The sequence below is a fragment of the Pseudodesulfovibrio profundus genome (assembly GCF_900217235.1).
GTDB classification, from domain to species: domain Bacteria; phylum Desulfobacterota; class Desulfovibrionia; order Desulfovibrionales; family Desulfovibrionaceae; genus Pseudodesulfovibrio; species Pseudodesulfovibrio profundus.
In genome coordinates this window covers 2,763,056-2,786,951 of sequence record NZ_LT907975.1, presented here as the reverse complement: position 1 = coordinate 2,786,951, position 23,896 = coordinate 2,763,056, and the positions used below count along the sequence as shown (strand labels likewise).

Annotated in this window: 20 protein-coding genes; 13 read left to right on the top strand and 7 right to left on the bottom strand. The window is 57.1% G+C overall.

Going from position 1 to position 23,896, the window contains the following annotated elements; genetic code table 11:
* The first annotated feature begins 106 nt into the window (after positions 1 to 106).
* The 13 genes from DPRO_RS13125 to DPRO_RS13065 all read left to right on the top strand — a co-directional run bounded on the left by DPRO_RS13125 (position 107) and on the right by DPRO_RS13065 (position 17,260).
* Positions 107 to 2,065 (top strand): penicillin-binding transpeptidase domain-containing protein, encoded by a 1,959-nt coding sequence (locus DPRO_RS13125; RefSeq protein ID WP_097012462.1) that lies wholly within the window; start codon positions 107 to 109, stop codon positions 2,063 to 2,065.
* Positions 2,040 to 3,557 carry a UDP-N-acetylmuramoyl-L-alanyl-D-glutamate--2,6-diaminopimelate ligase gene (locus tag DPRO_RS13120; RefSeq protein WP_097013750.1) on the top strand — a complete coding sequence of 506 codons (1,518 nt, stop codon included), beginning with the start codon at positions 2,040 to 2,042 and terminating at the stop codon, positions 3,555 to 3,557. Before DPRO_RS13125 ends, DPRO_RS13120 begins: the two co-directional genes overlap by 26 nt.
* A complete protein-coding gene (locus tag DPRO_RS13115) occupies positions 3,554 to 4,942 on the top strand; it encodes a UDP-N-acetylmuramoyl-tripeptide--D-alanyl-D-alanine ligase (protein WP_097012461.1) in 1,389 nt (462 codons plus the stop codon). The genes DPRO_RS13120 and DPRO_RS13115 overlap by 4 nt, the downstream gene beginning before the upstream one ends.
* The gene (gene mraY, locus DPRO_RS13110; RefSeq protein ID WP_097012460.1) at positions 4,942 to 6,018 is read left to right on the top strand and encodes a phospho-N-acetylmuramoyl-pentapeptide-transferase; all 1,077 of its coding nucleotides are present in this window, start codon (positions 4,942 to 4,944) and stop codon (positions 6,016 to 6,018) included. Before DPRO_RS13115 ends, mraY begins: the two co-directional genes overlap by 1 nt.
* A gap of 4 nt (positions 6,019 to 6,022) precedes the next feature.
* A complete protein-coding gene (gene murD, locus DPRO_RS13105; protein ID WP_097012459.1) occupies positions 6,023 to 7,336 on the top strand; it encodes a UDP-N-acetylmuramoyl-L-alanine--D-glutamate ligase in 1,314 nt (437 codons plus the stop codon).
* Entirely contained in the window at positions 7,333 to 8,457 is a 1,125-nt protein-coding gene (ftsW, locus tag DPRO_RS13100) for a putative lipid II flippase FtsW (protein WP_097012458.1), read from the top strand. The genes murD and ftsW overlap by 4 nt, the downstream gene beginning before the upstream one ends.
* A gap of 2 nt (positions 8,458 to 8,459) precedes the next feature.
* Positions 8,460 to 9,533 (top strand): undecaprenyldiphospho-muramoylpentapeptide beta-N-acetylglucosaminyltransferase, encoded by a 1,074-nt coding sequence (gene murG / locus DPRO_RS13095; protein WP_162291206.1) that lies wholly within the window; start codon positions 8,460 to 8,462, stop codon positions 9,531 to 9,533.
* Positions 9,534 to 9,612: 79 nt separating this feature from the next.
* Positions 9,613 to 11,001: a UDP-N-acetylmuramate--L-alanine ligase gene (gene murC / locus DPRO_RS13090; protein WP_097013749.1), complete on the top strand. Its 1,389-nt coding sequence runs from the start codon at positions 9,613 to 9,615 to the stop codon at positions 10,999 to 11,001.
* A gap of 3 nt (positions 11,002 to 11,004) precedes the next feature.
* A complete protein-coding gene (murB, locus tag DPRO_RS13085; RefSeq protein WP_097012456.1) occupies positions 11,005 to 11,886 on the top strand; it encodes a UDP-N-acetylmuramate dehydrogenase in 882 nt (293 codons plus the stop codon).
* Positions 11,883 to 12,734: a cell division protein FtsQ/DivIB gene (locus tag DPRO_RS13080; protein WP_097012455.1), complete on the top strand. Its 852-nt coding sequence runs from the start codon at positions 11,883 to 11,885 to the stop codon at positions 12,732 to 12,734. The genes murB and DPRO_RS13080 overlap by 4 nt, the downstream gene beginning before the upstream one ends.
* A gap of 124 nt (positions 12,735 to 12,858) precedes the next feature.
* Positions 12,859 to 14,094 carry a cell division protein FtsA gene (gene ftsA / locus DPRO_RS13075; RefSeq protein ID WP_097012454.1) on the top strand — a complete coding sequence of 412 codons (1,236 nt, stop codon included), beginning with the start codon at positions 12,859 to 12,861 and terminating at the stop codon, positions 14,092 to 14,094.
* Between the two features lie 60 nt (positions 14,095 to 14,154).
* Positions 14,155 to 15,426, top strand: a complete 1,272-nt coding sequence (ftsZ, locus tag DPRO_RS13070) for a cell division protein FtsZ (protein ID WP_097012453.1) — start codon at positions 14,155 to 14,157, stop codon at positions 15,424 to 15,426.
* A 70-nt stretch (positions 15,427 to 15,496) separates the two neighbouring features.
* On the top strand, positions 15,497 to 17,260 hold the full coding sequence (locus DPRO_RS13065) for a radical SAM protein (protein ID WP_232005583.1): 1,764 nt from the start codon (positions 15,497 to 15,499) through the stop codon (positions 17,258 to 17,260).
* A 120-nt stretch (positions 17,261 to 17,380) separates the two neighbouring features.
* Here DPRO_RS13065 and glyA read toward each other — a convergent pair whose 3' ends face one another.
* From glyA to rpmF, 7 genes are all read right to left on the bottom strand, one after another.
* Positions 17,381 to 18,619, bottom strand: coding sequence for a serine hydroxymethyltransferase (glyA, locus tag DPRO_RS13060; protein WP_097012452.1), 1,239 nt, complete (start codon positions 18,617 to 18,619; stop codon positions 17,381 to 17,383).
* A 378-nt stretch (positions 18,620 to 18,997) separates the two neighbouring features.
* Entirely contained in the window at positions 18,998 to 20,236 is a 1,239-nt protein-coding gene (fabF, locus tag DPRO_RS13055) for a beta-ketoacyl-ACP synthase II (RefSeq protein WP_097012451.1), read from the bottom strand.
* A gap of 97 nt (positions 20,237 to 20,333) precedes the next feature.
* The gene (locus DPRO_RS13050; RefSeq protein WP_097012450.1) at positions 20,334 to 20,567 is read right to left on the bottom strand and encodes an acyl carrier protein; all 234 of its coding nucleotides are present in this window, start codon (positions 20,565 to 20,567) and stop codon (positions 20,334 to 20,336) included.
* A 35-nt stretch (positions 20,568 to 20,602) separates the two neighbouring features.
* Positions 20,603 to 21,346: a 3-oxoacyl-[acyl-carrier-protein] reductase gene (gene fabG / locus DPRO_RS13045; RefSeq protein ID WP_097012449.1), complete on the bottom strand. Its 744-nt coding sequence runs from the start codon at positions 21,344 to 21,346 to the stop codon at positions 20,603 to 20,605.
* A 141-nt stretch (positions 21,347 to 21,487) separates the two neighbouring features.
* Entirely contained in the window at positions 21,488 to 22,477 is a 990-nt protein-coding gene (locus tag DPRO_RS13040) for a beta-ketoacyl-ACP synthase III (RefSeq protein WP_097012448.1), read from the bottom strand.
* Positions 22,478 to 22,670: 193 nt separating this feature from the next.
* Positions 22,671 to 23,720: a phosphate acyltransferase PlsX gene (plsX, locus tag DPRO_RS13035; protein ID WP_097012447.1), complete on the bottom strand. Its 1,050-nt coding sequence runs from the start codon at positions 23,718 to 23,720 to the stop codon at positions 22,671 to 22,673.
* Positions 23,713 to 23,892, bottom strand: a complete 180-nt coding sequence (rpmF, locus tag DPRO_RS13030) for a 50S ribosomal protein L32 (protein WP_097012446.1) — start codon at positions 23,890 to 23,892, stop codon at positions 23,713 to 23,715. Before rpmF ends, plsX begins: the two co-directional genes overlap by 8 nt.
* Positions 23,893 to 23,896: the final 4 nt, after the last annotated feature.

The window sequence follows — 23,896 nt, the reverse complement described above, 5'->3', positions numbered from 1 at the left end:
TGATCGGCATGCTTGAAAGGCTATGCCACTCAGGGACGATGAAGCGGTAAGACATTCGGCGATCGTATAACCGTCTTGAGCGCTCTAGTGGGACACAGGGAATCAAATGGCTAAAGGCAGCCAAGGGCGCAAAGATCTCAGCAAAGTGAAGATTGGACTGGTAATGGTCCTCTTCGCTGTTGCGCTTGTGGGTCTTTGGGCCAGGACAGGATGGGTGCAACTGCACGATGGCAGCGCCCTTCTGAGCAAAGCATCGAAACAAAGCCATGCCGCTGAATATGAATTCGGCGAGCGGGGCCGTATTTTCGATCGCAACGGAGCGATGCTTGCCACCAGTGTGGAGGCAAAATCCGTCTATGCGCGTCCTTTCCAGATAGAAAATATCGATGTTGCCGCCGACACCCTGTCTCGTGATCTGAAAATTTCACGCCGCACAGTCTACCGCAAACTCAAATCCAAGAAGAAATTCGTCTGGATAAAACGACAGGTGACCGACAGGGAAACTGCGGCCATCGAACGCGCCGATCTCAAGGGCATCAGCCTCCTCAGTGAATATTCCCGCATCTACCCCAATGGGCACCTGTCCGGTCAACTTCTCGGCTTCGTCAATATCGACGGTCAGGGCCTGGAAGGTATCGAGCGAATCTACAACGAGCGCATGAAGCCCGGCAAAGCCGAATATGTGGTCCAGCGCGACGCCAAGGGCGGTCGGATGTACCTCGACGCCCAGGGCCGCGAGATGGACATCAACGGTCTCGACATTCGATTGACCATCGACACACACATCCAACATGCCGCTGAACAGGCGCTGGCAACCTCCATTGAGAAGTATCAGGCCAGAGCCGGTATCGTCATGGTGGTGGACGTGGATTCCGGCGACATCCTTGCCATGGCCAACTACCCGTTCTTCAATCCGAACGCGGTCTCCAAATCCACAGCGTCACAGCGCCGCCTGCGCGCCATCACCGATGTGTACGAACCCGGCTCCACCATGAAGCCGTTTCTTTTTGCCGCTGCACTCGAAGAAGGCGTTATCGAACCGGATACGCTCATCAACTGCGAGAATGGTCGCTGGCGGGTCGGAGGCAAGACCATCCGCGACACCCACCCGGAAAAATGGCTCCCGGCCCATAAGGTCATGCGCTACTCCTCCAACATCGGTACCGCGAAGATCGGTTTGGATCTCGGCGCTGGCGTCTACCATTCCTACCTTTCCCGCCTCGGATTTGGTGAAAAGACCAACATCGGGCTTCAGGGCGAAACCCGCGGCATCATGATGCCGCCGGACAAGTGGACCAGCGTCGATCTGGCCGCCATCAGCTTTGGTCAGGGCATCGGTACTACGGCCATCCAGATGGCAAAGGGTTTTCTCACTTTGGCCAATGGCGGCGTCACCAAAGACCTCCGGTTGATCAAATCACCGGAAAAAGCTCGTAAAAACAACGCAGAGCAGATTTTCAGCCAACAGACCGCTGACACGGTTCTTTCCATGATGAAAGACGTTGTTCACGAGGACGGCACCGGCCGCAGAGCACGCATCGCAGGCATCACCATGGCCGGTAAAACCGGCACCGCTCAAAAAGCGGCCAAGGGTGGTTACGGCGATCAATATCTTTCTTCCTTCGTCGCATTGGTTCCCGCTCTGGACCCGGAACTCCTGGTGATCACCATGGTCGATGAGCCGCAGAAATCCAACTACGGCTCCATGGTTGCCGCTCCCGTCTGCCGGGAAGTGACCGTGCGCACACTGGCCTATCACGGCAAGCTCTCAGAGACCCTTGATACGGCAGTGGCAGAGAATATTTCCGTAGAATCCCTTGTCGAGCACCCTCTGGAACAATCCATGGATGCTCCGAGACAGCAACCAATGACGGATCGTGTTCCGGATTTCAGACAGCTTCCCGTACGCCGGGCGCTGGAGTTGCTCGTCAAAAAAGGGATAGTCCCGGTCATCAAGGGCCAGGGCATGACAGTCAAACGGCAGGAACCCGCTGCAGGGCAACCATGGCCGGATGACGCAAATAAGGAGGGAACGGATGATGTTTTTGTTCTCTGGCTCTCCTAGTCAGAAAAAGGTGGGCGTAATGGATTTCAAGGAACTGCTCAACAAAGCCGGCAAAGGACTTATGGTCCGTACGGACTCTCGCAAGGTGCAGGAAGGGGAATGCTTCGTGGCCATGCCGGGAACCGCCGTGCGTGGTATCGATTACATCCCTGCCGCACTGGACAACGGAGCGCAATTCATCATCGCACCAAAGACTGCTCGTGACGAAGTCGCACCCGTTGTCGAAGATCGCGCCCAGGTGGTCTACCACGAGAATCCCGCCATCGCCCTAGGCGAACTGGCCCGCGCCCATTTCCACCTTCCTGATCGAGAAGTGAAACTGGTCGGCATTACCGGTACCAACGGCAAGACCACCACGACCTACATCATTGAACACCTGCTGGCCGCCAGCGGCCTCAAGGTCGGTGTCCTCGGCACGGTGAGTTACCGCTGGCCCGGCTTCGAGATCGAAGCGACCCTGACCACGCCCGACTGCTGGATGATCCATGAGCTGATCTACAACATGAAGAAAGCGGATGTGGATATCGTCCTGATGGAAGTCTCTTCGCACGCCCTCGAACAATATCGCGTGGCAGGTCTGGATTTCGCGGCTGGCATTTTTACCAATCTCACTCAGGACCATCTCGATTATCACGGCGAAATGGAAACCTACTTCGAAGCCAAGGCAAAACTCTTCAAGGACTACCCGCTGGAGAACAAGGCCAACGTCATCAACTACAATGACCCCCATGGCCGCCAGTTGCTCAAGGAATGCCCCGACTCCATAGGTTACGGCATCGGCGATACCGCCATTGTCCGACAGGAAGTCGGCAACCGTGAAATGGTACAGGGCCGCATCGTATCCATGGACGGCAAAGGCATCGAGCTGGAGAGCACCTACAAAGGCAAGAGCTGGACTATCCACTCGCCGCTCATTGGTGAATTCAACGCCATGAATATCATGGCTGCTCAGGCTGTCTGTTTCCAACTGGGCCTCAACTGCAAGCACATGCGCGCCTCAAGCGAGTTCCCCGGCGTCCCCGGACGACTGGAGCGCGTGGTGAACGACAAAGGGCTTGATATCTTCGTTGATTTCGCTCACACATCCGATGCCCTTGAAAGTGTACAGCAGACGCTCAAGGCCCTCGACTTCAAGCGGTTGATCACCCTGTTCGGCTGCGGTGGCGACCGCGACCGCACTAAACGCCCCCTCATGGGCGAGGCCGTGGCCCGCTACGCAGATGTGGCGGTCATGACCTCCGATAATCCCCGGTCCGAAGATCCGGAACGGATCATGGACGATATCCGCCCGGGACTCAAAGGCGTTGACAAAATCATAGAACACCCCGACCGCCGGACCGCCATCGAAATGGCCGTGCGTGAAATGCGTACAGGCGATGTGCTGCTGATCGCCGGACGGGGCCATGAACCCAGACAAACAATAAAGACCGGCAAGATTCCGTTCCTCGACAAGGACGTGACCGCCGAAGTCATCAAGGAAGTTTATTCGTGAATTTAACATTGGCCGATGTGGAACGCTGCCTGAGCGGCATGTCCGAAGAGGGGCACGAAAAAGTCACCATCAACTCGGTGCAGACAGATAGTCGCACCGTGTATGAGGGCGACCTCTTTTTCTGCATCGACGGCGCGAATTTCGACGGGCACGAGTTCGCCCACCAGGCGGAGCGCCAAGGGGCCGCAGCCGTTGTGGCATCGCGAGTGGTCGATGTCGACGTGCCGGTCATCATGGTCCGCGACACCACTGAGGCGCTTGGACGCATTGCCGCCTGCTGGCGCGACATGTGTGGTGCGCGACTGGTGGCTGTCACCGGGACTGCCGGAAAGACCACGGTCAAGGAAATGCTCTTTGCCGTGGTGTCGCAAAAACACACCGCAGCCAAAAACTATCGCAACTTCAACAACCAGATCGGCCTGCCCATGTCCATGCTCAAAGGCACCTGCAACCAGGATTGGTGGATCATGGAGCTGGGAATTTCAGTCCGTGGCGACATGGAAGAGCTGGCCCCCATCGCCAGCCCGGATGTGGCAGTGATCACCAACATCGGTCACGGCCACCTGGAAGGACTGGGCGACATGGCCGGTGTAGCGCAGGCCAAGACCGCCCTGCTCCGCTATGTGCGCCAGGCCGGTTCAGCAGTCGTATCCATGGATTATCCCATGCTGTGGGATGCTGCCCGGGAAATAAACAATGCACCCGTAGGATTCTCGACACAGAATTTTGAAGACGCCGATTTTGCCGCATCCTATCTCGGAGCTGAGTCTGAAGGATGGGGACGTTTCCGGCTCAAGACCCCGGAAGGCGACAGCGAGATGACCGCTCCTTTCTGCGGCGAGCACTACGCTGAGAACCTGGCCTGTGTTGCTGCCACCGCGCACCAGCTCGGACTGGGCCGCGACGATGTGATCAATGGCGTCCAGGCCATCGAGCCAGACAGTCAGCGATTCTGCTGCAAGTCCGGTGGCAATTTCATGGTCATCGACGACACATACAACGCCAATCCGCTTTCCATGGAACGATCCATCAAGGCGGCTGCCAATATGGCAGGAGAACGCCCGCTCGTTCTGGTTCTGGGCGACATGCGCGAACTGGGCGAAGAAGCCGTTGAGCAGCATGTGAAGCTTGGCAAACTGGCTGCGGAGATCGCTCCCAAAGCACTTTTCTACAAAGGCGACCACCTCGATGATGTGGCAGCCGGGTACGGCGGTGTCATCACCGAACTGAAGGATACGGAAACGTTCATCAAGAAGTGGCAGGCCCTGGGGCTGACCGGCGCGGTAGCACTGGTCAAGGGTTCGCGCTCACTTTCCATGGAAACATACGCCAATCTCCTGAGCAGGGAGCTCGGCTGCAAAGCGGGAACCGAGGAGAAGAAGTAATGATTTACAACATACTCGCACCGCTCGCCTCTGAAGTCGGCGTACTCAACGTTTTTCGGTACATCACGTTCCGCTCGGTCTGGGCACTGCTCACCGCGCTGATCATTTCGATCCTGTTCGGACCGGCCATGATCCGCTGGCTCCAGCGCATCAAGTGCGGCCAGTACATTCAGGAAGATGGCCCCAAGCATCAGGCCAAGCAGGGCACCCCCACCATGGGCGGCATCATGATCATCATATCTGTTGTCGTATCCACTCTGCTCTGGGGCGACCTGACCAATATTTATGTCTGGCTGACCATGCTGGTCTTCGTCGGGTTCGGTGCCGTTGGATTTGCCGACGACTATACCAAAGTCATCAGGCGACAGAACGAAGGGCTTTCCGCCAAGTCCAAATTTTTCTGGCAATGTTTGGTGGCCGGTGCCGCACTGTATCTACTCATCCAGCAACCGGCCTACTCGACAGAGCTTTCCGTGCCGTTCTTCAAGAACTTCAATCCCGACCTCGGCTGGTTCTACCTGCCCTTCGCCATGATCGTGATGGTGGGCGCAAGCAACGCCGTGAACCTGACAGACGGACTGGACGGACTCGCCATCGGCCCCATGATCGTGGCCATGGCCTGCTTCGCCATCTTCATCTACGTGTCGGGCCATGCGCAGATGGCGGAATATCTCGCCATCCAGAACATCCAGGGCATTGGTGAAGTCACCGTGTTCTGCGGTGCCATGGTCGGCGCCGGACTAGGCTTTCTCTGGTTCAACGCCCACCCGGCACAGGTCTTCATGGGTGACGTCGGATCGCTGTCCCTTGGCGGTGCGCTCGGCTTCGTGGCGGTTCTTGCCAAACAGGAACTCCTGCTGGCCATCGTGGGCGGCGTCTTCGTTTTCGAGACCCTCTCGGTCATCCTGCAGGTGGGGTATTTCAAGCTCACCGGCGGCAAACGCATCTTCATGATGGCCCCGCTCCATCACCACTTTGAACTCAAAGGCATCCCGGAATCCAAGATCATCGTCCGGTTCTGGATTCTGTCCATACTCATGGCCCTGATGGCCCTGTCCACACTGAAACTGAGGTAGTCCCGTGAATCGTATCGTCCGCAAATTCATTGATGAGTCCATCCTCTCCGGCAAGCAGGGAGTGGTCGTAGGAGCAGGCAAATCCGGCCTGGCCGCCGCCCGTCTTCTTGATGTGCTGGGCGCGCACGTGCGCGTGGTGGATCGCAATGAAAAGGTATCCGATACCGTCCTGGGCGATCTCAAGGGCAAGGTGGAGCTGATCACGGGTGAGCACGAGAAGTCGCATTTCTCCGATGCCGACATCGTCGTGCTGTCACCGGGCGTACCCGTTAAAAAGATGGCCCATGCGCTGGAAGACGTACCTGCCGTCAATATCGTGGCCGAGTTGGAATTCGCATCATGGTTTATCGAAGCGCCGATCCTCGCCATCACCGGCACCAATGGGAAAACGACGACCACCACACTGGTCAGCGAAATATTCGAGCACGCAGGTCGCAAGGTTTTCACCGGCGGCAACATCGGCACACCCCTGTGCGAGTACCTGCTGGACATGGAACCGGCAGAAGTCATCGTGCTGGAGGTCTCCAGCTTCCAGTTGCAGAACTGCCGCCAGTTCCAGCCGCACGTTGGCGTCCTCCTGAACTTTGCAGCCAATCATCTGGACTACCATGAATCCATGGAAGAGTACCTTGAGGCAAAGCTGATGCTCTTCAGCCAGATGACTGGTGAAGGCACTGCGCTGATTCACGAGTCGGTCAAGCCCGTTCTGGATGAGAACTATGATGGACGCGGATTCACCAACGCCCATGTCGAATGGTTCGGTCCCACCGACCGTTTCGAAGCCCCCTATCTCCCGGGCGAGCACAACCGCTCCAACGTGGAAGCCGCCTGGCAGGCAGTGAAACGTTTCGGCATCACCGAAGAGCAGGCAGCCGAAGCCATCAGGAATTTCAAGCCCCTGTCCCACCGCATCGAGCCGGTGGAGGAAATCGACGGGGTGCTGTACGTGGATGATTCCAAGGCCACGACACTTGATGCCGTCATGGCCGCGGTCAACGCGTTTGATCGTCCCATCAGGCTGCTCATGGGCGGCGTCTGGAAAGGCGGCGATGTGGAAGGCTTTGCCAAGGCAGTCAAAGACCGCGTGGTCCACATTGGACTGTTCGGTGGCAGCCGCGACATTTTCGAGCCGGTTCTGTCCAAGTCATTCCCGGTGACCTGGGACGAGACACTCGGTCAGGCCGTCAAGCGGCTGGCTTCCGATGCCCGCAAAGGCGATGTGGTCCTGCTTTCCCCGGCTACGGCCAGCTTTGACCAGTACAACAGTTACGGTCATCGCGGCGACGACTTCAAACGCGCCGTGAAGGAGCTGACATGAGCAATCAGCTAAACGCCAAAAAGCATACCGCCCCAATGGGCAAGATTGATCCCTGGCTGCTGATGATCACCCTGCTGCTGTGCGGTTTCGGTCTGATCATGGTGCTGTCCTCCAGCGGCATCATGGCCGAGCGCGTGTACGACGACAAATATTTCTTCTTCAAACGCCAGTTGATGTTCAGTTGCGTAGGCATTGCCGCCATGCTCATCTGCATGCAATTGCCGCGAAAGATCCTCTACGGGCTGACCTACCTCTGGGTGGCCGGGGCCATCGTGATGCTCGGCCTGTGCCTCTCGCCCCTGGGCGTCAACGTCAACGGTGCCAGCCGCTGGATCAACCTCGGGCCGGTCAACCTCCAGCCGCTGGAATACGCCAAGGTCGCACTGGTACTGTATCTCGCGTACTTCTTCGCCAGAAAACAGGACATGGTTCAGACATTCTCGGTGGGCTTCCTGCCGCCGTTCATCGTCACCGGTTTCCTGTGCGGTCTGCTCCTGCTCCAGCCGGACTTTGGCGGCGCAGTGGTGCTGTCCGGTTTGCTGTTCTTCATGTGTCTGGTCGGCGGCACCCGACTCAGCTACCTGCTGCTTTCCATGATTTTTGCCGGTGGTGCAGGATGGCTGCTTATTTCGTCATCCCCCTACCGCCTCAAGCGTTGGACCGCCTTCCTTGATCCCTTTGCTTCGGCGCAAAACGAGGGCTACCAGTTGGTCCAGTCCTTGTACGCCTTTGGATCGGGCCGTATCTTCGGCACCGGCATCGGCGCAGGAAAACAAAAGCTGTTCTTCCTTCCCGAAGCGCACAACGACTTCATCATGGCCGTGGTCGGCGAGGAATTGGGCTTCGTCGGCATGTCCCTGTTCTTCATTGCCATCGGCTTCTTCCTGTGGCGCGCATTCCGCGTCACGTTCCAACAGGAAGACCTGCAGGATAGATTCACCGGCTTCGGCGTCACCTGCATCATCGCTCTGGGTATGATCCTCAATCTGGCCGTGGTGCTCGGAACCGTTCCGCCCAAGGGCGTTGCCATGCCGTTCATCAGCTACGGCGGCTCCAGTCTGACCGTTTCACTCATCTGCGCAGGCATTCTGCTCAACTTGTCAAGGACGGCAAAACAATGAGCATGAATCGCGTCATCATCACCACCGGCGGAACTGGCGGCCACATCTTCCCGGCTCTGGCCCTGGCAGACGAGCTGCGCCGGCGGAACCCGGATGCGGCAATCCTGTTCATGGGCGGCTCCGGTCCCGAAGGCGACCTCGCCCGTGCGCACGGTATCGAATTTCAGGAACTTCCAGCCAAAGGTATTGTCGGTCGCGGCATTTCCGGCCTGCTCTCCGGCCTCGGCTGGCTCGCAACCGGTCTGCCCAAGGCAATGAAAGCGGTTCGCGATTTCAAGCCGGAAGCCGTTATCGGCTTCGGCGGCTATGCCGGTTTCTGTCCGGTGTTCGCGGCAGCCCTGCAAGCCATCCCGACCGCTGTTCACGAACAGAACTCTGTTCCGGGCGTCACCAACAAGGTACTCGGCAAAGTGGTTCGCCGTGTGTTCCTCAGCTTCCCGGACGCCAAGGGTGTTTTCCCAGCCGGAAAGACCCGCTTGGTCGGCAATCCGGTTCGCGACGCAATCATTGCTGTTGGGGACAAGCGAAAAGACCGCGCCGCCGGTAAGCGAATTCTGGTCCTTGGCGGCAGTCAGGGCGCACGTCCCATTAATGACGCCATCATCGACGGTTTGCCTCTGCTCATGGAGGCCGGAATTGAGCTGGTCCATCAAGCCGGAAAACAGGATTTTCAACGTGTTCGCGCCTCCTATGAAACCGCCAAAGCGGACCCGGCGCAGGTTCACGGATTTATAGACAACATGGCGGACGAATACGCCAAAGCCGATCTGGTGATTTGCCGGGCCGGTGCCACAACGGTTTTTGAAATAGCGGCAGCAGGGGTTCCGGCCATTTTCGTGCCTTTCCCCCACGCAACGCATGATCATCAAACAATGAACGCCAAAGCCATGGTCGACATCGGCGCAGCCGTCCTTCTCCCGCAAAAAGGGATGTCCGGGGACAGCCTGGCCCATATGGCGATGGAGTTGCTCGGCAACCCCGATCGCCTCTCAACCATGGAAACAGCGGCTCGCGGTTTCGCAAAGAAACACGCCGCCGCCGATATAGCTTCGGGTTTACAGGAAATGATCGCCTGATCGGGCGGTCGAAGAGGACAGTATTATGGCAGCAGCACAGGGACCTTATCTCACAGTCAGCGGCGAAGCATGCCCCGCCATGCGCGCCCGGGTGAACAATATCCACATGGTGGGTATTGGCGGCTCCGGCATGAACGGCATTGCCGAAGTGCTCATCAACATGGGATTCAACATCACCGGCTCCGATCTCTCTGCGTCGTCCGCAGTACGACGCCTGGAGAAACTGGGTGCCAATGTCTTTATTGGGCATGGTGCCGAGAACGTCGGGGAAGCTGACGTGCTCATCAAGTCCACTGCCATCCCGGACAAGAACCCGGAGATTGTCGAAGCGAAAGAGCGCGGCATCCCCATCATCCCACGTGCCGAGATGCTGGCCGAACTGATGCGCCTGCGCACGGGCGTGGCCGTTGCCGGAACCCACGGCAAGACGACCACGACTTCCCTGCTCGCCACCATTTTCACCGAAGCGGATCACGATCCGACCGTCATCATCGGCGGCCGCCTTTCCATTTACGGTTCCAATGCCCGTCTGGGTGATGGCGACTACCTGATTGCCGAAGCCGACGAATCCGACGGCTCATTCCTGCTGCTCTCCCCCATCATCACCGTGGTCACCAACGTGGACAAGGACCACATGGACTTTTACGACGACCTGCAGGCCATTGACGACTCGTTCACCCAGTTCATGAACTCCATTCCGTTCTACGGCATGAACGTGGTCTGTGGCGACGATGAAGGCGTGCAGCGCCTCCTGCCGAACATCAAGCGCCCCTGCCTGACGTACGGCCTCGGTCCCAAGAACAAACTGCGCGGCGAAATCATTTCCACCCACTTGCGCTCGCTCTTCAAGGTCTACCTCGATGGCGAAGAATGGGGCGAAGTGACCGTGGCCCAACCCGGTATACACAACGTACTCAATGCCCTGGCCTGTATCGGCGTGGCACTGGAAGCCGGACTGGACAAGGAAGACATCATCAACGGCCTCGCCAACTTCGGCGGTGTCGGACGCCGTTTCGAGCGTCGGGGCGAAAACAAAGGCGTCATCGTTGTCGACGATTACGGCCACCATCCCGCAGAAATCAAGGCGAACCTCGAAACGGCCAAGGCATGCTACCCGGACCGGCGTCTGGTTGTGGCGTTCCAGCCCCACCGTTTCACCAGAACACAGGCCCTGTTCGGCGAATTCTGCGAAGTGTTCAAGGACGCCGATCTGTTGCTGCTTACCGAAATTTATCCGGCCAGCGAATCACCCATCCCGGGCGTTTCCGGTTTGTCACTGGCTCAGGGCATCAAGCAGGTTTCAGAAACCAAAGTGGAATTTTTCCCCGACTTTGACGAGTTGGAAAAGACCCTCAAGGACACCTTGCGTCCCGGTGATCTGTTCATGACCCAAGGGGCCGGTTCCATCTGGAAAATCGGCGAGAACTGGCTCAATCAGGACGATGAAACCGAGAAAAGTGAGGGATAGAGAATGTCGCTGGAACTCATAAGCCATCCTTCTTTGAGCGAGAGAACGAGTCTGGGCCTTGGCGGAACCGCCGAGGTTGAAGTGGTGGTGCGCAACGAGCACGACCTCGACGAGCTGAGTGAGTTCCTGACCACAAGAACCCTTCGCCCATTCGTCATCGGCGAGGGAACCAATCTGCTGGTATCCGACACGCCGCTCGACATGGCCCTCATCCGCATCGATGCCAGCCACGGCCCCAAACGCGTTGAAAAGATCGACGACAAGCTGATTGTTGGTTGCAGCGCGGACCAGCGCCTTCCCGGTCTGCTTGGTTGGGCGCAAAAAGCCGGACTGACGGGCATGGAAGGCCTCACCGGCATTCCCGGCAGCGTGGGTGGCGGCATCGCCATGAACGCCGGTTCATACGGCACCGAGATCAAGGATGTGCTTCACCGCATCCGCATCTGGACTCCCGGTGCGGGACTGATCTGGGTTGACGCTTCGGACTGCGAGTTCGGCTACCGTCACTTTTCCTGTCCGGTCGTTCCGGGCAAAGGCCTGATCTGGGAAGCCGAGTTCATTCTCAGCGAATCCACGCCGCGCAAGGTTCAGGCTGGCATGAAGGATGTCTACTCGAAAAAACGCGCCACCCAGCCGGTCACGGCACGCTCCGCCGGATGCGTGTTCAAGAATCCGCCGGACAAATCCGCCGGACTGCTGCTGGATCAGGCTGGCATGAAGGGTGTGACCCTCGGCGGCATGGGCTTTTCCGACATCCACGCGAATTTTCTCGTCAACCACGGCGGCGGCACGGCAGTCGAAGCCCTTGAGCTGCTCGATCAGGCTCGGGCCGCTGTCCTGAAACGATTCGATGTTACTCTGGAAACGGAGGTCATAGTACTGTGAGCACGCTGACAATGGGCAACAAACAGGGCCGACTCAAGGTTGGCAACAAGCGCAACAACAAATTGCGCCGGACAAAGGGCAAGTCGGTTCCCAAGCTGACCAGTGCAGGCCAGACCATCGTGCGCATCATCATGCTGCTGCTCACGGTCTCACTCGTGGCCGTGCTTGGTGTCGGCCTGCTGTACGGGTACCGCTATATCACTTCCCACTCGTATTTCGAGCTCAAGGAAATCCATGTGACCGGCAACTCCCGCCTCTCACAAGGCGACATCACCACCATCGGCGATGTCTCCCTCGGGCTGAACTGCCTTGAGATGAACGTCGGCGAAGTTGAGCACCGGCTTTCAAAAAATCCGTGGATACAGACTGCCACCGTCCGTCGCGAGTTCCCCAACCGATTGCGCATCAGCGTTACGGAAAAGGTCCCGGCATTCTGGATCAGGCAGGGCGACGGACTGTACTTTGCCGACGCAACGGGCACGGTGATTGCGCCGATGCATCCCGGCGAGATGGCCTCGCTTCCGATACTGGAAGTAGCTGACTCCATCGATGATGGCGCCGGCGTGCTCAAAGGAATTTTACGCAAGATAGAAGAAAAACAGACACCGTTCACCCAGGCGCAGACCGCCTGGATCAAACTGACCTCGGCCCATGAAGTGGAGATTTATCTCGACGGCCATGCCGGGGGCAAAGGCCTGATGGTACGACTCTCCATGGACCGTTGGGAACTGCAACTGGAACGGCTCAAGATCGCCTGGCGTGATATGATGCGCCGCGGCGAATTCAAGCAGGCGGCAATCATTGCAGCCAGCGGTGACAAGATTTGGGTGAAAAAACGACCGGCATAGGCCCGGGCAACAATAGAGCTACAAGGCAGGCAGAACGGGTTCACATATGTGAGGGGAAGCCCATCACATAGACCAAACCGATTCACCGGCCGGAAATATTACAGGGAACAACAGAGGAGTTATTATGGCCAGAAATGATCTTATCGTCGGCCTGGACGTGGGTACGACAAAGATATGTACCGTGGTGGGCGAAGCCAGTGAGAACGGCGTCGACATCATCGGCATCGGCACCTCACCGTCCACAGGACTCCGTCGCGGCGTCGTGGTCAACATTGAAAAGACCGTACAGTGCATCAAGAAATCTCTCGAAGATGCCGAGCTGATGGCTGGTTGCGACATCCGCTCCGTCTACGCGGGTATCGCCGGAAGCCACATCCAGGGATTCAACTCCCACGGCGTTATCGCGGTCAAGGGCGGCGAAGTCACCCAGCGCGACGTGGACCGTGTCATTGAGGCGGCCAAGGCGATCGCCATCCCCATGGATCGCGAAGTGCTGCACACCCTGCCACAGGAATTTATCGTGGACGACCAGCGCGGCATTGCCGATCCGCTGGGCATGGCCGGTGTTCGTCTGGAAGTGAAGGTCCACATCGTCACCGGTGCGGTCACTTCGGCCCAGAACATCATCCGCTCGTGCAACCGCTCCGGGCTGGATGTTTCCAACATCGTGCTTGAGTCCCTCGCCTCCAGTCAGGCCGTCCTTTCCGCCGAGGAGCGGGAAATCGGTGTTGCACTGGTGGATATCGGCGGCGGCACCACGGATATCGCCATTTTCTCCAAGGATTCCATCAAGCACACATCCGTGCTGGCGCTGGGCGGGCACAACCTGACCAACGATATCGCCTACGGATTGCGGACGCCCATGATGTCTGCGGAAAAAATCAAGATGGACTACGGCTGCGCCATGGCCGACCTCGTCACCTCCGATGAAATCATCGAAGTGCCCAGTGTCGGCGGCCGTGAATCGCGCAGGATGAGCAAACGGGTTCTCGCGGAAATCTGCGAGCCACGCTGCGAGGAAATTCTCGCACTGGTGGACCAGGAGCTTATCAAGTCCGGTTTCAAGAACATGATCGCGGCGGGCGTCGTCCTTACCGGCGGCACCACCATGATTGACGGCATGCAGGAGCTGGCCGAGCAGATATTTGATCTGCCGGTTCGTATCGGCGTGCCGGGTGAAGGCATCGGCGGCCTGACAGAGGAAGTCCGGTCACCGGCGTATGCCACGGCTGTGGGTCTGCTGCTCCACGGAGCAGAAGAGGAAGGCTTGCAGCGGGTACGCCCCTTCAAGATTCGCGACGATTCCGGTTTCGACCGCATCCTGTCGCGCATGAAGAAGTGGTTTACCGACATTGCATAGAGGATTGAGGACTACGAGGAAACAAACGTTAAACAGGGAACGTTTTAGGAGGACACAGTAATGGAATACTTTGAAATTGAACATGAAAGCAATGCCAAGATCAAGGTCGTCGGATGCGGCGGCGGTGGCGGTAATGCGGTCAACAACATGATCCAGTCCGCGCTCAAGGGCGTGAAATTCATCGTGGCAAACACCGACCACCAGGACATCAACAAGTCGCTGGCCGAACACAAGATTCAGATCGGTGAAAAACTGACCAAGGGACTCGGCGCAGGTGCCAACCCGGAAATCGGTCGCTCTGCCGCCATGGAATCCGTGGATCAGATTCGCGAAGCCCTTGAAGGCTCCGACATGGTTTTCATCACCGCGGGCATGGGCGGCGGAACCGGTACCGGCTCTGCTCCCGTAGTCGCCGAAGTCGCCCGCGAACTGGGTGCACTGACCGTCGGCGTCGTGACCAAGCCCTTCTACTTCGAAGGCAAACGCCGTTTGCAGCAGGCAGAAGAAGGCACTCGTGAACTGGCTGATGTGGTGGATTCCATCATCACCATCCCCAACGATCGCCTGCTCCAGCTCGCAGCCAAGAAGGCATCCTTTGCCGACATGCTGAAAAAGGCTGATGAGGTGCTCTACTACGCGGTCAAGGGTATCGCTGACCTGATCACCGTGCACGGCCTGATCAACCTTGACTTCGCCGACGTCAAGGCCGCCATGCACTCATCCGGCATGGCATTGATGGGCACCGGCATCGCTTCCGGCGAGAGCCGCGCCAAAGAAGCCGCCATGAAGGCCATCACCTCCCCGCTGCTGGAAGATGTTTCCATCGAGGGAGCCAAAGGCGTGCTCATCAACATCACCTGTGGCCCGGACATGCTCATCGACGAGGTCTCCGAAGCCGCTGACATTATTTACAAGGAAGCTCACGACGACGCGGAGATATTCTTCGGAACCGTCTTTGATCCGGATGCAGGCGACGAGATGCGTATCACCGTCATCGCCACCGGTATCGAAACCGCTGCCGAAGAACCGGAACCCGCTTTGTCCAAAGCCGAACAGCAGAAGCTGCTGCTCCTCGGACCCCGCGGTGTCAACAGCACTCCGGAACCGAGAGCCAACAAGCGCCCGGGTCATCAGCGCGTCATCAACACTGACCGCAATATCCCGGCATACCTGCGTAAAGCAGGTGGCGACCTGGATACCACCGAGCTGCCCAAGCAGCCCATGGCAAAACGTGCCGTTGGTGGTGCCGCCCCAGGTGAGGAGGAGTTCATCTTCGACGATGCCGAAGAGAACTTCGATGTTCCTGCCTTCATTCGCAAGAATGTCGACTAGAACTCGATCCTTCTTTGACTTGTAGAAACTGAGTATTAATCAGGTCGTTCACGACGGTTTCATTGCGACCGTGGCGAACCGAGGAGCGGAGTGCGCACTATTGATGCGCCTGCAATCCCGATACGTCGCGCCTGCGGACCACGCGACGACCAATGCGCGAGAGGATACCCTCATCGGCAAACGAGCCCTGTATTATGGCGTCAGGGAGCCTGAAGCTCCCGCCCTCGGTGGACGGCTGCCCGTAGCGATAGCTGTACCCGGCGGTGAAAAGAACGCCCTTTCGACCCTTGGATGGCAGTCTGTGTATCGGACGCTTTCCGAGGATCCCGGCCTGGCCGTTGAACGTGTCTTCCCGGACAAGCTGGGACTGACCGATGGCGGTGATCCGAAAACGCGCGAATCAAATAGCCCACTATCCTCATTCCCTGTAACCGCCTGGAGCGTCACGTTCGAGGAGGACTTCCTCACCCTGCCTCGGACGCTTCAGGCTGCGGGCGTTCCGCCGTTAGCGGCGGAACGCTCGCGCCTCCCTCTGGTCATCCTTGGTGGCCCCATTGCATTTCTCAATCCGGCTCCCATTGCCCCGTTTGTGGATATCTTCTGGGTCGGTGAGGCCGAAGGCGAATTTCTCGCCTTTCACCACAAGCTCAAAGAACTGATATTCGACGGACAGGACAGGGATACCATTCTGGAAGCCGTCAAGGATCATCCCGGCGTGTACATCCCTGGTCGGTCCAAAACACCGGTCAAGCGACTGGTATCCGGCCCCATGGGGACTCTGAACGATCCCGCTTTTTCCTGTTTCATCTCCGGCCACGCCACGTTTCGAGACACCCTGCTTCTTGAAGTCAATCGGGGCTGTCCCTATGGCTGCCGTTTCTGCGCTGCCGGTTTCATTTACCGCCCACCCCGGCATGCTGATATCGACGAGCTCAAGCGAATCGTTGAACTGACCGATCCGCCCAAGATCGGGCTTGTGGGAACCGCCCTCACCGACTGGCCCGAACTGCTTCCGTTCATCAAATGGATACACGGACAGAAAAAGAAATTTTCCCTCTCCTCATTACGCGCCGACGGCATCACTGAAGATTTGCTCGTCTACCTTCGCGAGCGTGGCATCCGCACCATCACCCTCGCACTCGAAGGAGCCAGCAACCGACTGCGCAACATGATGGCCAAGAAGCTCGACCCACAGGACTTCCTCAATGCCGTCAGACTCTGCGCTCGGTACGGCGTCAATCATCTGAAGGTCTATCTCATTGTAGGCTGGCCTGACGAAACCGAAGAGGATTACGAGGAGTTGCGTGCATTTCTCGAAGAAGTCGTGCGCATCCGCTCCGAAGAGCCCGGTGGTCGGAAAAAGCAGTTCATGCGCATCACCATTGGTATCAGTTCGCTGGTACCCAAGCCGTTTACGCCCTTTCAGTGGGCGCCGATGATGAGCGAAGAGAAGCTGAATGCACGCATGAAAATGCTCCGTCAGATGGTCAAGCCGTTCAAGGGCGTCACCCTGCACCACGACAACCCATTTCAAGCCCGATTACAGGGGCTGCTTGCCCGAGGTGGCGAGGAACTGGCGGATTTCATCATGCTGGCTGCCGAGCATGGCGGCTGGAAAAAAGCCCTGAAGCGGTGGGATGGCGACCCGTCGCAGGTTCTGGATAGAGAGCGCGGGGCTGATGAAGTATTCCCGTGGGAAGTCATTGATATTGGAGTTCGCCGTGAGCATTTGTACAAGGAATGGCAGCGAGCCAAGGAAGCCAAAACTTCTGCCGGATGCTCTGCCAAAGGCTGCACCCAGTGCGCCGGATGCGGGATGGAAGAGTTTCTCTAGCCTTCAGGACTGTCCAGATTTGCCCCCACTGACTGTACGCAAATTCACCAGACGACAAGAAAAGAAAAAGCCCACGACTCCGAGAGTCGTGGGCTTACTTTCATCATATTTGGTAATGATTTACCAGGCGTAGAGCGGGAATTCAGAGGCGAATTCCTCAACTTCCTTGCTGATTTCCTCAAGGATTTTGTCGTCGTTGATGTTGTTCAGTGCAGCAGTGATAGCTTCTGCAACAACGATCATGTCTTCCTCGATCATGCCGCGGGTGGTCAGGGCGGGAGTGCCGAGACGGACGCCGGAGGTCTGGAAAGGAGACTTGGTCTCGAAAGGAATCGTGTTCTTGTTGGCGGTGATACCGGCCTTGTCCAGAGCAATCTGGGCGTCTTTACCGGTGTAGTCCAGATCAGAAAGATCCATGAGCATCATGTGGTTGTCGGTACCGCCGGAAACCAGCTTGTGACCGGCTTCCTGCAGGGAGGCGGCCAGTTGCTTGGCATTCTTGACGACCTGCTGCTGGTACTCGACAAAGCCCGGGGAAAGCGCTTCACCAAAGGCCACAGCCTTGGCTGCGATGACGTGCATCAGCGGACCGCCCTGGATACCGGGGAAGATATTGGAGTTCAGCTCCTGCTCGAGATCTTCATTGGAGAGAATCATGCCGCCGCGAGGACCGCGCAGGGTCTTGTGGGTGGTGGTCGTGGTGTAGTGGGCGTGCTCGATGCAGGTCGGATGCTCGCCGGCAGCGATCAGACCGGCAATGTGAGCCATGTCGACCAGCAGCTTGGCGCCGACTTCATCGGCAATGGCGCGGAAGCGGGCGAAATCGATAACACGGGGGTAAGCGGAAGCACCGGCGATGATCAGCGTGGGCTTGTGCTTCTTGGCCAGCGCCTCGACTTCATCGTAGTCGATGGTCTGGGTTTCCTTGGAAACACCGTAGTGAACCATGTTGAACAGCTTGCCGGAGAAGTTGACCGGGGAACCGTGGGTCAGGTGCCCGCCATGGGACAGGTCCATGCCGAGAACGGTATCACCGGGCTTGCAGGCGGCAAAGTAGACGGCCATGTTGGCCTGGGAACCGGAGTGGGGCTGGACGTTCACGTATGAAGCGCCGAACAGCTCCTTGGCACGTTCACGAGCCAGATCTTCGACCTGATCCACGAATTCGCAGCCGCCATACCACCGTTTGCCGGGGTAGCCTTCGGCATATTTGTGGGTCATGATGGACCCCTGTGCCTGCCGAACGGCGGTGGAGACAAAATTTTCACTGGCGATCAATTCCAGCTTGGAGACCTGACGGTCCGCTTCGGAAATGACGGTTTGGGCTACTGCCGGGTCCTGAAGAAGCAGTTCTTCCATGGTACGTTACCTCGTGTTGAGTGTGGATACGAATGGCTTCCCATCCCAAATGCACGGCCCGAAAGGTCCGATCGCGCTCGCTCCTCGGTTCGGGCTTATTCCCCCTCCCCGGCTGACGCTCCCTTCCTTTCCGCGTGGGATGGAGATCCGTCCTTATATCGACACAACAGCCTCGTTCGAGCCTGCTGATTGTTGCCTGTTCTCTTACGTTTCAACGGTGCCGTTAGCAAGGTGAAAAGCGACACCGGTATCGGTTGGACGAAATAAACTGTGAAAGACATGGATCACGACACAAGCCGCGCCGCATCAATCTCATATCATGAAAGGCAACGTTTCATTGCACCAAAAGAAAAGGGAGGCCGCGAAGCCTCCCTTTGATTATCCGTCGAATCGCTTGAACAGCAAACAGCCGTTCGTCCCGCCGAACCCAAATGAGTTCGACAGTGCGTATTTGACCTGCTTTTCGCGAGGTCCGTCCGCGCAGACATCCAGATCACAATCCGGATCGGGTGTTTCGCGGTTGATGGTGCCAGGAATGACTCCCTCGGCAATGGTCTTGACAGCGAAGACCGCTTCCACGCCGCCGGCAGCGCCGAGCAGATGCCCGACCTGAGACTTGTTGGCGCAGATATTGATATTGTAAGCGTGATCGCCGAATACTTTCTTGATGGCACGGGTCTCACACATATCGTTGAGTTTGGTGGAGGTGCCGTGGGCGTTGATGTGATCGATCTCGGAAGGATCAACCTTTGCCTCACGAATGGCAGCCTGCATGGCCAGAGCCATGCCTGTTCCGTCTTCCGGCGGAGCGGTCATGTGGTGAGCGTCACCGGATGCACCGGATCCGACCACTTCGGCCAGGATATTGGCTCCACGGGCCTTGGCGTGCTCCAGGGATTCCAGCAGCAACAGACCGGCGCCTTCACCCATGATGAACCCGCTGCGATCCATATCGAATGGACGGGAAGCAAGTTCCGGCTCGTCGTTGCGGGTGCTCAACGCACGCATGGCGTTGAACCCGGCGATGCCGAGCTTGGTGATGGTCGACTCGGCGCCACCGCAGATCATGACATCTGCGCGGCCCATGACGATATCCGTGTACGCAGCGCCAATGGCGTGGGTACCGGACGCACAGGCAGTGGTGGTGCAGATGTTCGGACCCTGCGCTCCTGCCTCGATGGAAACCTGACCGGCCGCCATGTTGGCAATGAGAATCGGAATGAAGAACGGGGAAATACGTCCCGGTCCTTTATCCAACATCTTCTGGTGCGTATCTTCAATGGCCTGCAGGCCTCCAAGGCCGACGCCGATGACGGTGCCTGCGCGATGGCTTTCCTCTTCGGGAATGGTCCATCCAGCCTTTTCAAACAGCATCTTAGTACAACCCACCGCATACTGGGTGAAGATTTCCATGCGCCGGGCTTCCTTTTTGGGAATGTAGATGGTCGGATCGAAATCCTTCACTTCCCCGGCGATTTTGGTTGCATGTTCGGATGCATCGAATCTTGTGATCTTGCTGATACCGGACTTACCGGCCAGAAGATTTTCCCAGCTTGTCTCTACATCATTACCGATGGGTGTGATAGCAGCGACGCTGGTGACAACAACCCTATTCATATTGTTATTCCGTTGGCTCGTAAAAAATGAAAAAGGAGCGCCTGACACAATAAGTGTACAAGACGCTCACATTATTACCCATTCAAAGACCGTTTAATTAGATGGCCTTTTCGATGTGGGAAATGGCATCTTCGACCTTGACGATCTTCTGAGCTACTTCGTCGTCGATTTCCAGGTCGAATTCTTCTTCCATGGCCATGATCAGTTCGGTCAGGTCCAGAGAATCAGCGCCCAGATCTTCAACGAAAGCTGCGGAGTTAACGACTTCGTCTTCGGAAACACCAAGCTGCTCAACGATGATATCTTTTACTTTTGCTGCGACATCGGACATAACTTCCTCCAGTATCAAATTGGTTTATTTTTCAATTACATGTACATGCCGCCATTGACGCCCAACACCTGACCGGTGATGTATCCTGCACCGGGACCGGCCAGGAATGCGACTGCGGCTGCGATATCCTCGGACTGCCCGAGGGACTTTAACGGAATTTGCGCCAGCATCGACTCCACGACCTTCTCAGGGAGTTCGGCGGTCATGTCGGTTTCGATGAAGCCAGGAGCCACGGCGTTAACCGTAATTCCACGTCCGGCAAGCTCGCGTGCAGCGGACTTGGTCAGGCCAATGAGACCCGCCTTTGCCGCGCAGTAGTTGGCTTGGCCAGCGTTGCCCATCTGTCCAACAATGCTGGTAATATTTACGATGCGACCACGGCGCTGTTTACCCATGATCTTGGAGGATTCCTTGAGAAAAGCGAAACAACCGGTCAGGTTGATTTCGATAACCTTGTCCCAATCCTCGTCCTTCATGCGCATCATGAGGCCGTCGCGGGTAATACCCGCGTTGTTGACCAGTACCTCAAGCGATACTTTGCCCTTGATCTCATCCTTGAAGAAGGCAGCGATAGCTTCCCGATCACCGGAGTCCAGTTGGAAGGCCTTGGCCTGTCCACCTTTTGCCTCGATTGCACCAACGACTTTCTCCGCTTCTTCAGGGCGGGAAACATACGTCAGGTAAACGGCAAAGCCGTCTGCAGCCAGGCGTTCAGCGACTACACGACCAATGCCACGGGACCCACCCGTGACCAGTGCGACTTTCGGAAGATCACTCATATATATACTACCTCGAGATTTTCTCTTGAACAGCACCCCAATATACTAATTGATCTGCGACTGCAAATTTCCGGGTGCAAAGAGAGCAGTCGTCTATCATACTTCTGTTACGAAAGTATAGCGAAACGGGTGTTTGAATATCTAAAACTGTATCAGACCCGCGCCCCAGGTGAAGCCGCCACCAAAGGTCGGCATGAGTACCAGGTCGCCTTTCTTGACGAATCCGGTTTCTACCGCTTCCGTCAGAGCAACCGGAACCGAGGCTGCGGATGTGTTACCGTAGCGATCAATGTTGCTGAAGACTTTTTCTTCGGGGATGTCAAACTTGCGACCGACGGCATCGATGATGCGCAGATTGGCCTGATGCGGGATGAGTACATCCACATCGTTTTTGTCGATGCCATGCTTGGCGAGCAGCTTTTCGGAGATACCGACCATGTTGCGCACGGCATGCTTGAAGATGTCGCGACCCTGCATCTGGACAAAGTACTCGTCGCCTACAGTCTCGCCCTTCTTGTAGGAATGGGCAGAGCCACCGCCGTTGACGGTGAGCAGATCGCCAAGCGAACCATCGGCAGCCAGGATGACATCCACGATTCGGGGCGTTTCATCCGCTTCGCCGGTGGTGATGATGGCTGCGCCTGCGGCATCGCCGAACAGGACACAGGTTGTCCGGTCTTCCCAGTTCAAACGACGGGAAATGACTTCGGAGGTGACGACCAGCACCTTGCTTTCCGGCTCAAGGGCCAGATAGCCTCGGGCGGTCTGCATTGCATAAAGGAAACCGGAGCAGGCAGCCTGTACATCAATGCACATCTGGCCGGTGATGCCCAGTTTTTCCTGAACACGGCAGGCAGTTGAGGGAATGATGGCATCAGGGGTGAACGTACCGCACACGATGTGTGTCAGCTCATCGGCTTCCATTCCAGCATTGGCAAGGGCCTTTTTGGCGGCCTCGTAAGCCATGTCGGAAGCAGCCTCATCCTCGGCAACAACGTGCCGTTGCCTGATACCCGTCCGAGTGGTGATCCACTCATCGGACGTATCTACTATCTTTTCAAGATCGACGTTGGTCACGACACGCTCGGGCGCATACATGCCAAGGCCGCGTATGATGAAGTTTGTTTTCATGGTCGCTCATGTAAGTGATTGATTGTAAACGGTCAAGTACTACGAAAAATTACGCAAACAGCCGTTTAACAACGTAAACACTCAATATTATGTAAGATAAAAACCCCGCGAATCAATCTGATTTCGCGGGGTTATTTTTTAATCATTGGCTTAGCGGCACTTGCCATCAGCACATGCTTCCGGGCGAAGTCGCTCAGGCAGCAGTCTTGCCCTGTGTGCCTGACAGAGCCTGATGCTCTGCAAGCCCCTTGGACAAATGCTCATGGGTTTTATTGCGCACGGATGTAGCAGCCATCTTGATACAATTGGAAACAGCCAGCTCATTGGATTTACCATGAGCGACAATAACCGTTCCCTTGAGACCAAGAAGCGGAGCACCGCCATACTCGGCGTAATCCACAACTTTCTTGAATTTGCGGAACGCACGAATGGAAAGCAATGTGCCGAGCTTTGACAGCCAGCTCGAACGCAACTGAAGCTTGAGGATGCGGCTCATGGACTTGGCCAGCCCTTCAGACAACTTCAGGGCAACATTGCCCACGAAGCCGTCACAAACAACCACATCAACATCACCGGTGAATATGTCGCGTCCTTCAACGTTGCCGATGAATCGAAGGTTCGATTCACGCAGCAGGTCAAACGCTTCGCGTACAGCAGCGTTGCCCTTTCCTTCTTCCTCGCCAATGGAAAGGATACCTACGGAAGGATCCTTAGTGCCGAGAACGAAACGGGCAAGCACGTCGGCCATGAGACCGAACTGGAAGAGATGCTGCGGCTTGGAGTCCACATTGGCCCCGACATCGATCAGAACAACGGGGTTCTTCTCGGTGGGCATGATTCCAGCCAGCGCAGGGCGCAAAACACCCTTGATCCTTCCCAGCACGAACATGCCGCAGGCAACGGTCGCGCCGGAATTACCAGCAGAGACCACGCCATCAGCATCACCCGCCTTGACCAGACGGCAAGCCACCTGGATGGAAGAATCACGCTTTCGACGCAACGCGTCAGCGGGCTTGTCATTCATCTCGACAACCTGCGAAGCCGGGACAACTGTTATGTCCAGCCCATTGGTATCGAGCTTGACAAGCTCGTCATTGATCTGCGCCTCGTCACCGACAAGGACAACAGCAACTCCCTCGCGAGCGGCTTCCACCGCACCGGGCACGACGATTCGGGGGCCATAATCTCCCCCCATGGCGTCAACGGCAATGCGTGGCGCCACTGTCTCCTCGGTGTTAGGCATCTTCGCTGCTAACTACCTGACGGCCCTTGTAGGAACCGCACACGGCGCAAGCGCGATGAGAAAGATTGGGCTCACCGCATTCGCAGTAAACAACATTGGGAACTGCCACGCGATCGTGGGAGCGGCGCATGCCTTTACGGGACCGGGATGTCTTTTTCTTGGGGACTGCCATGATG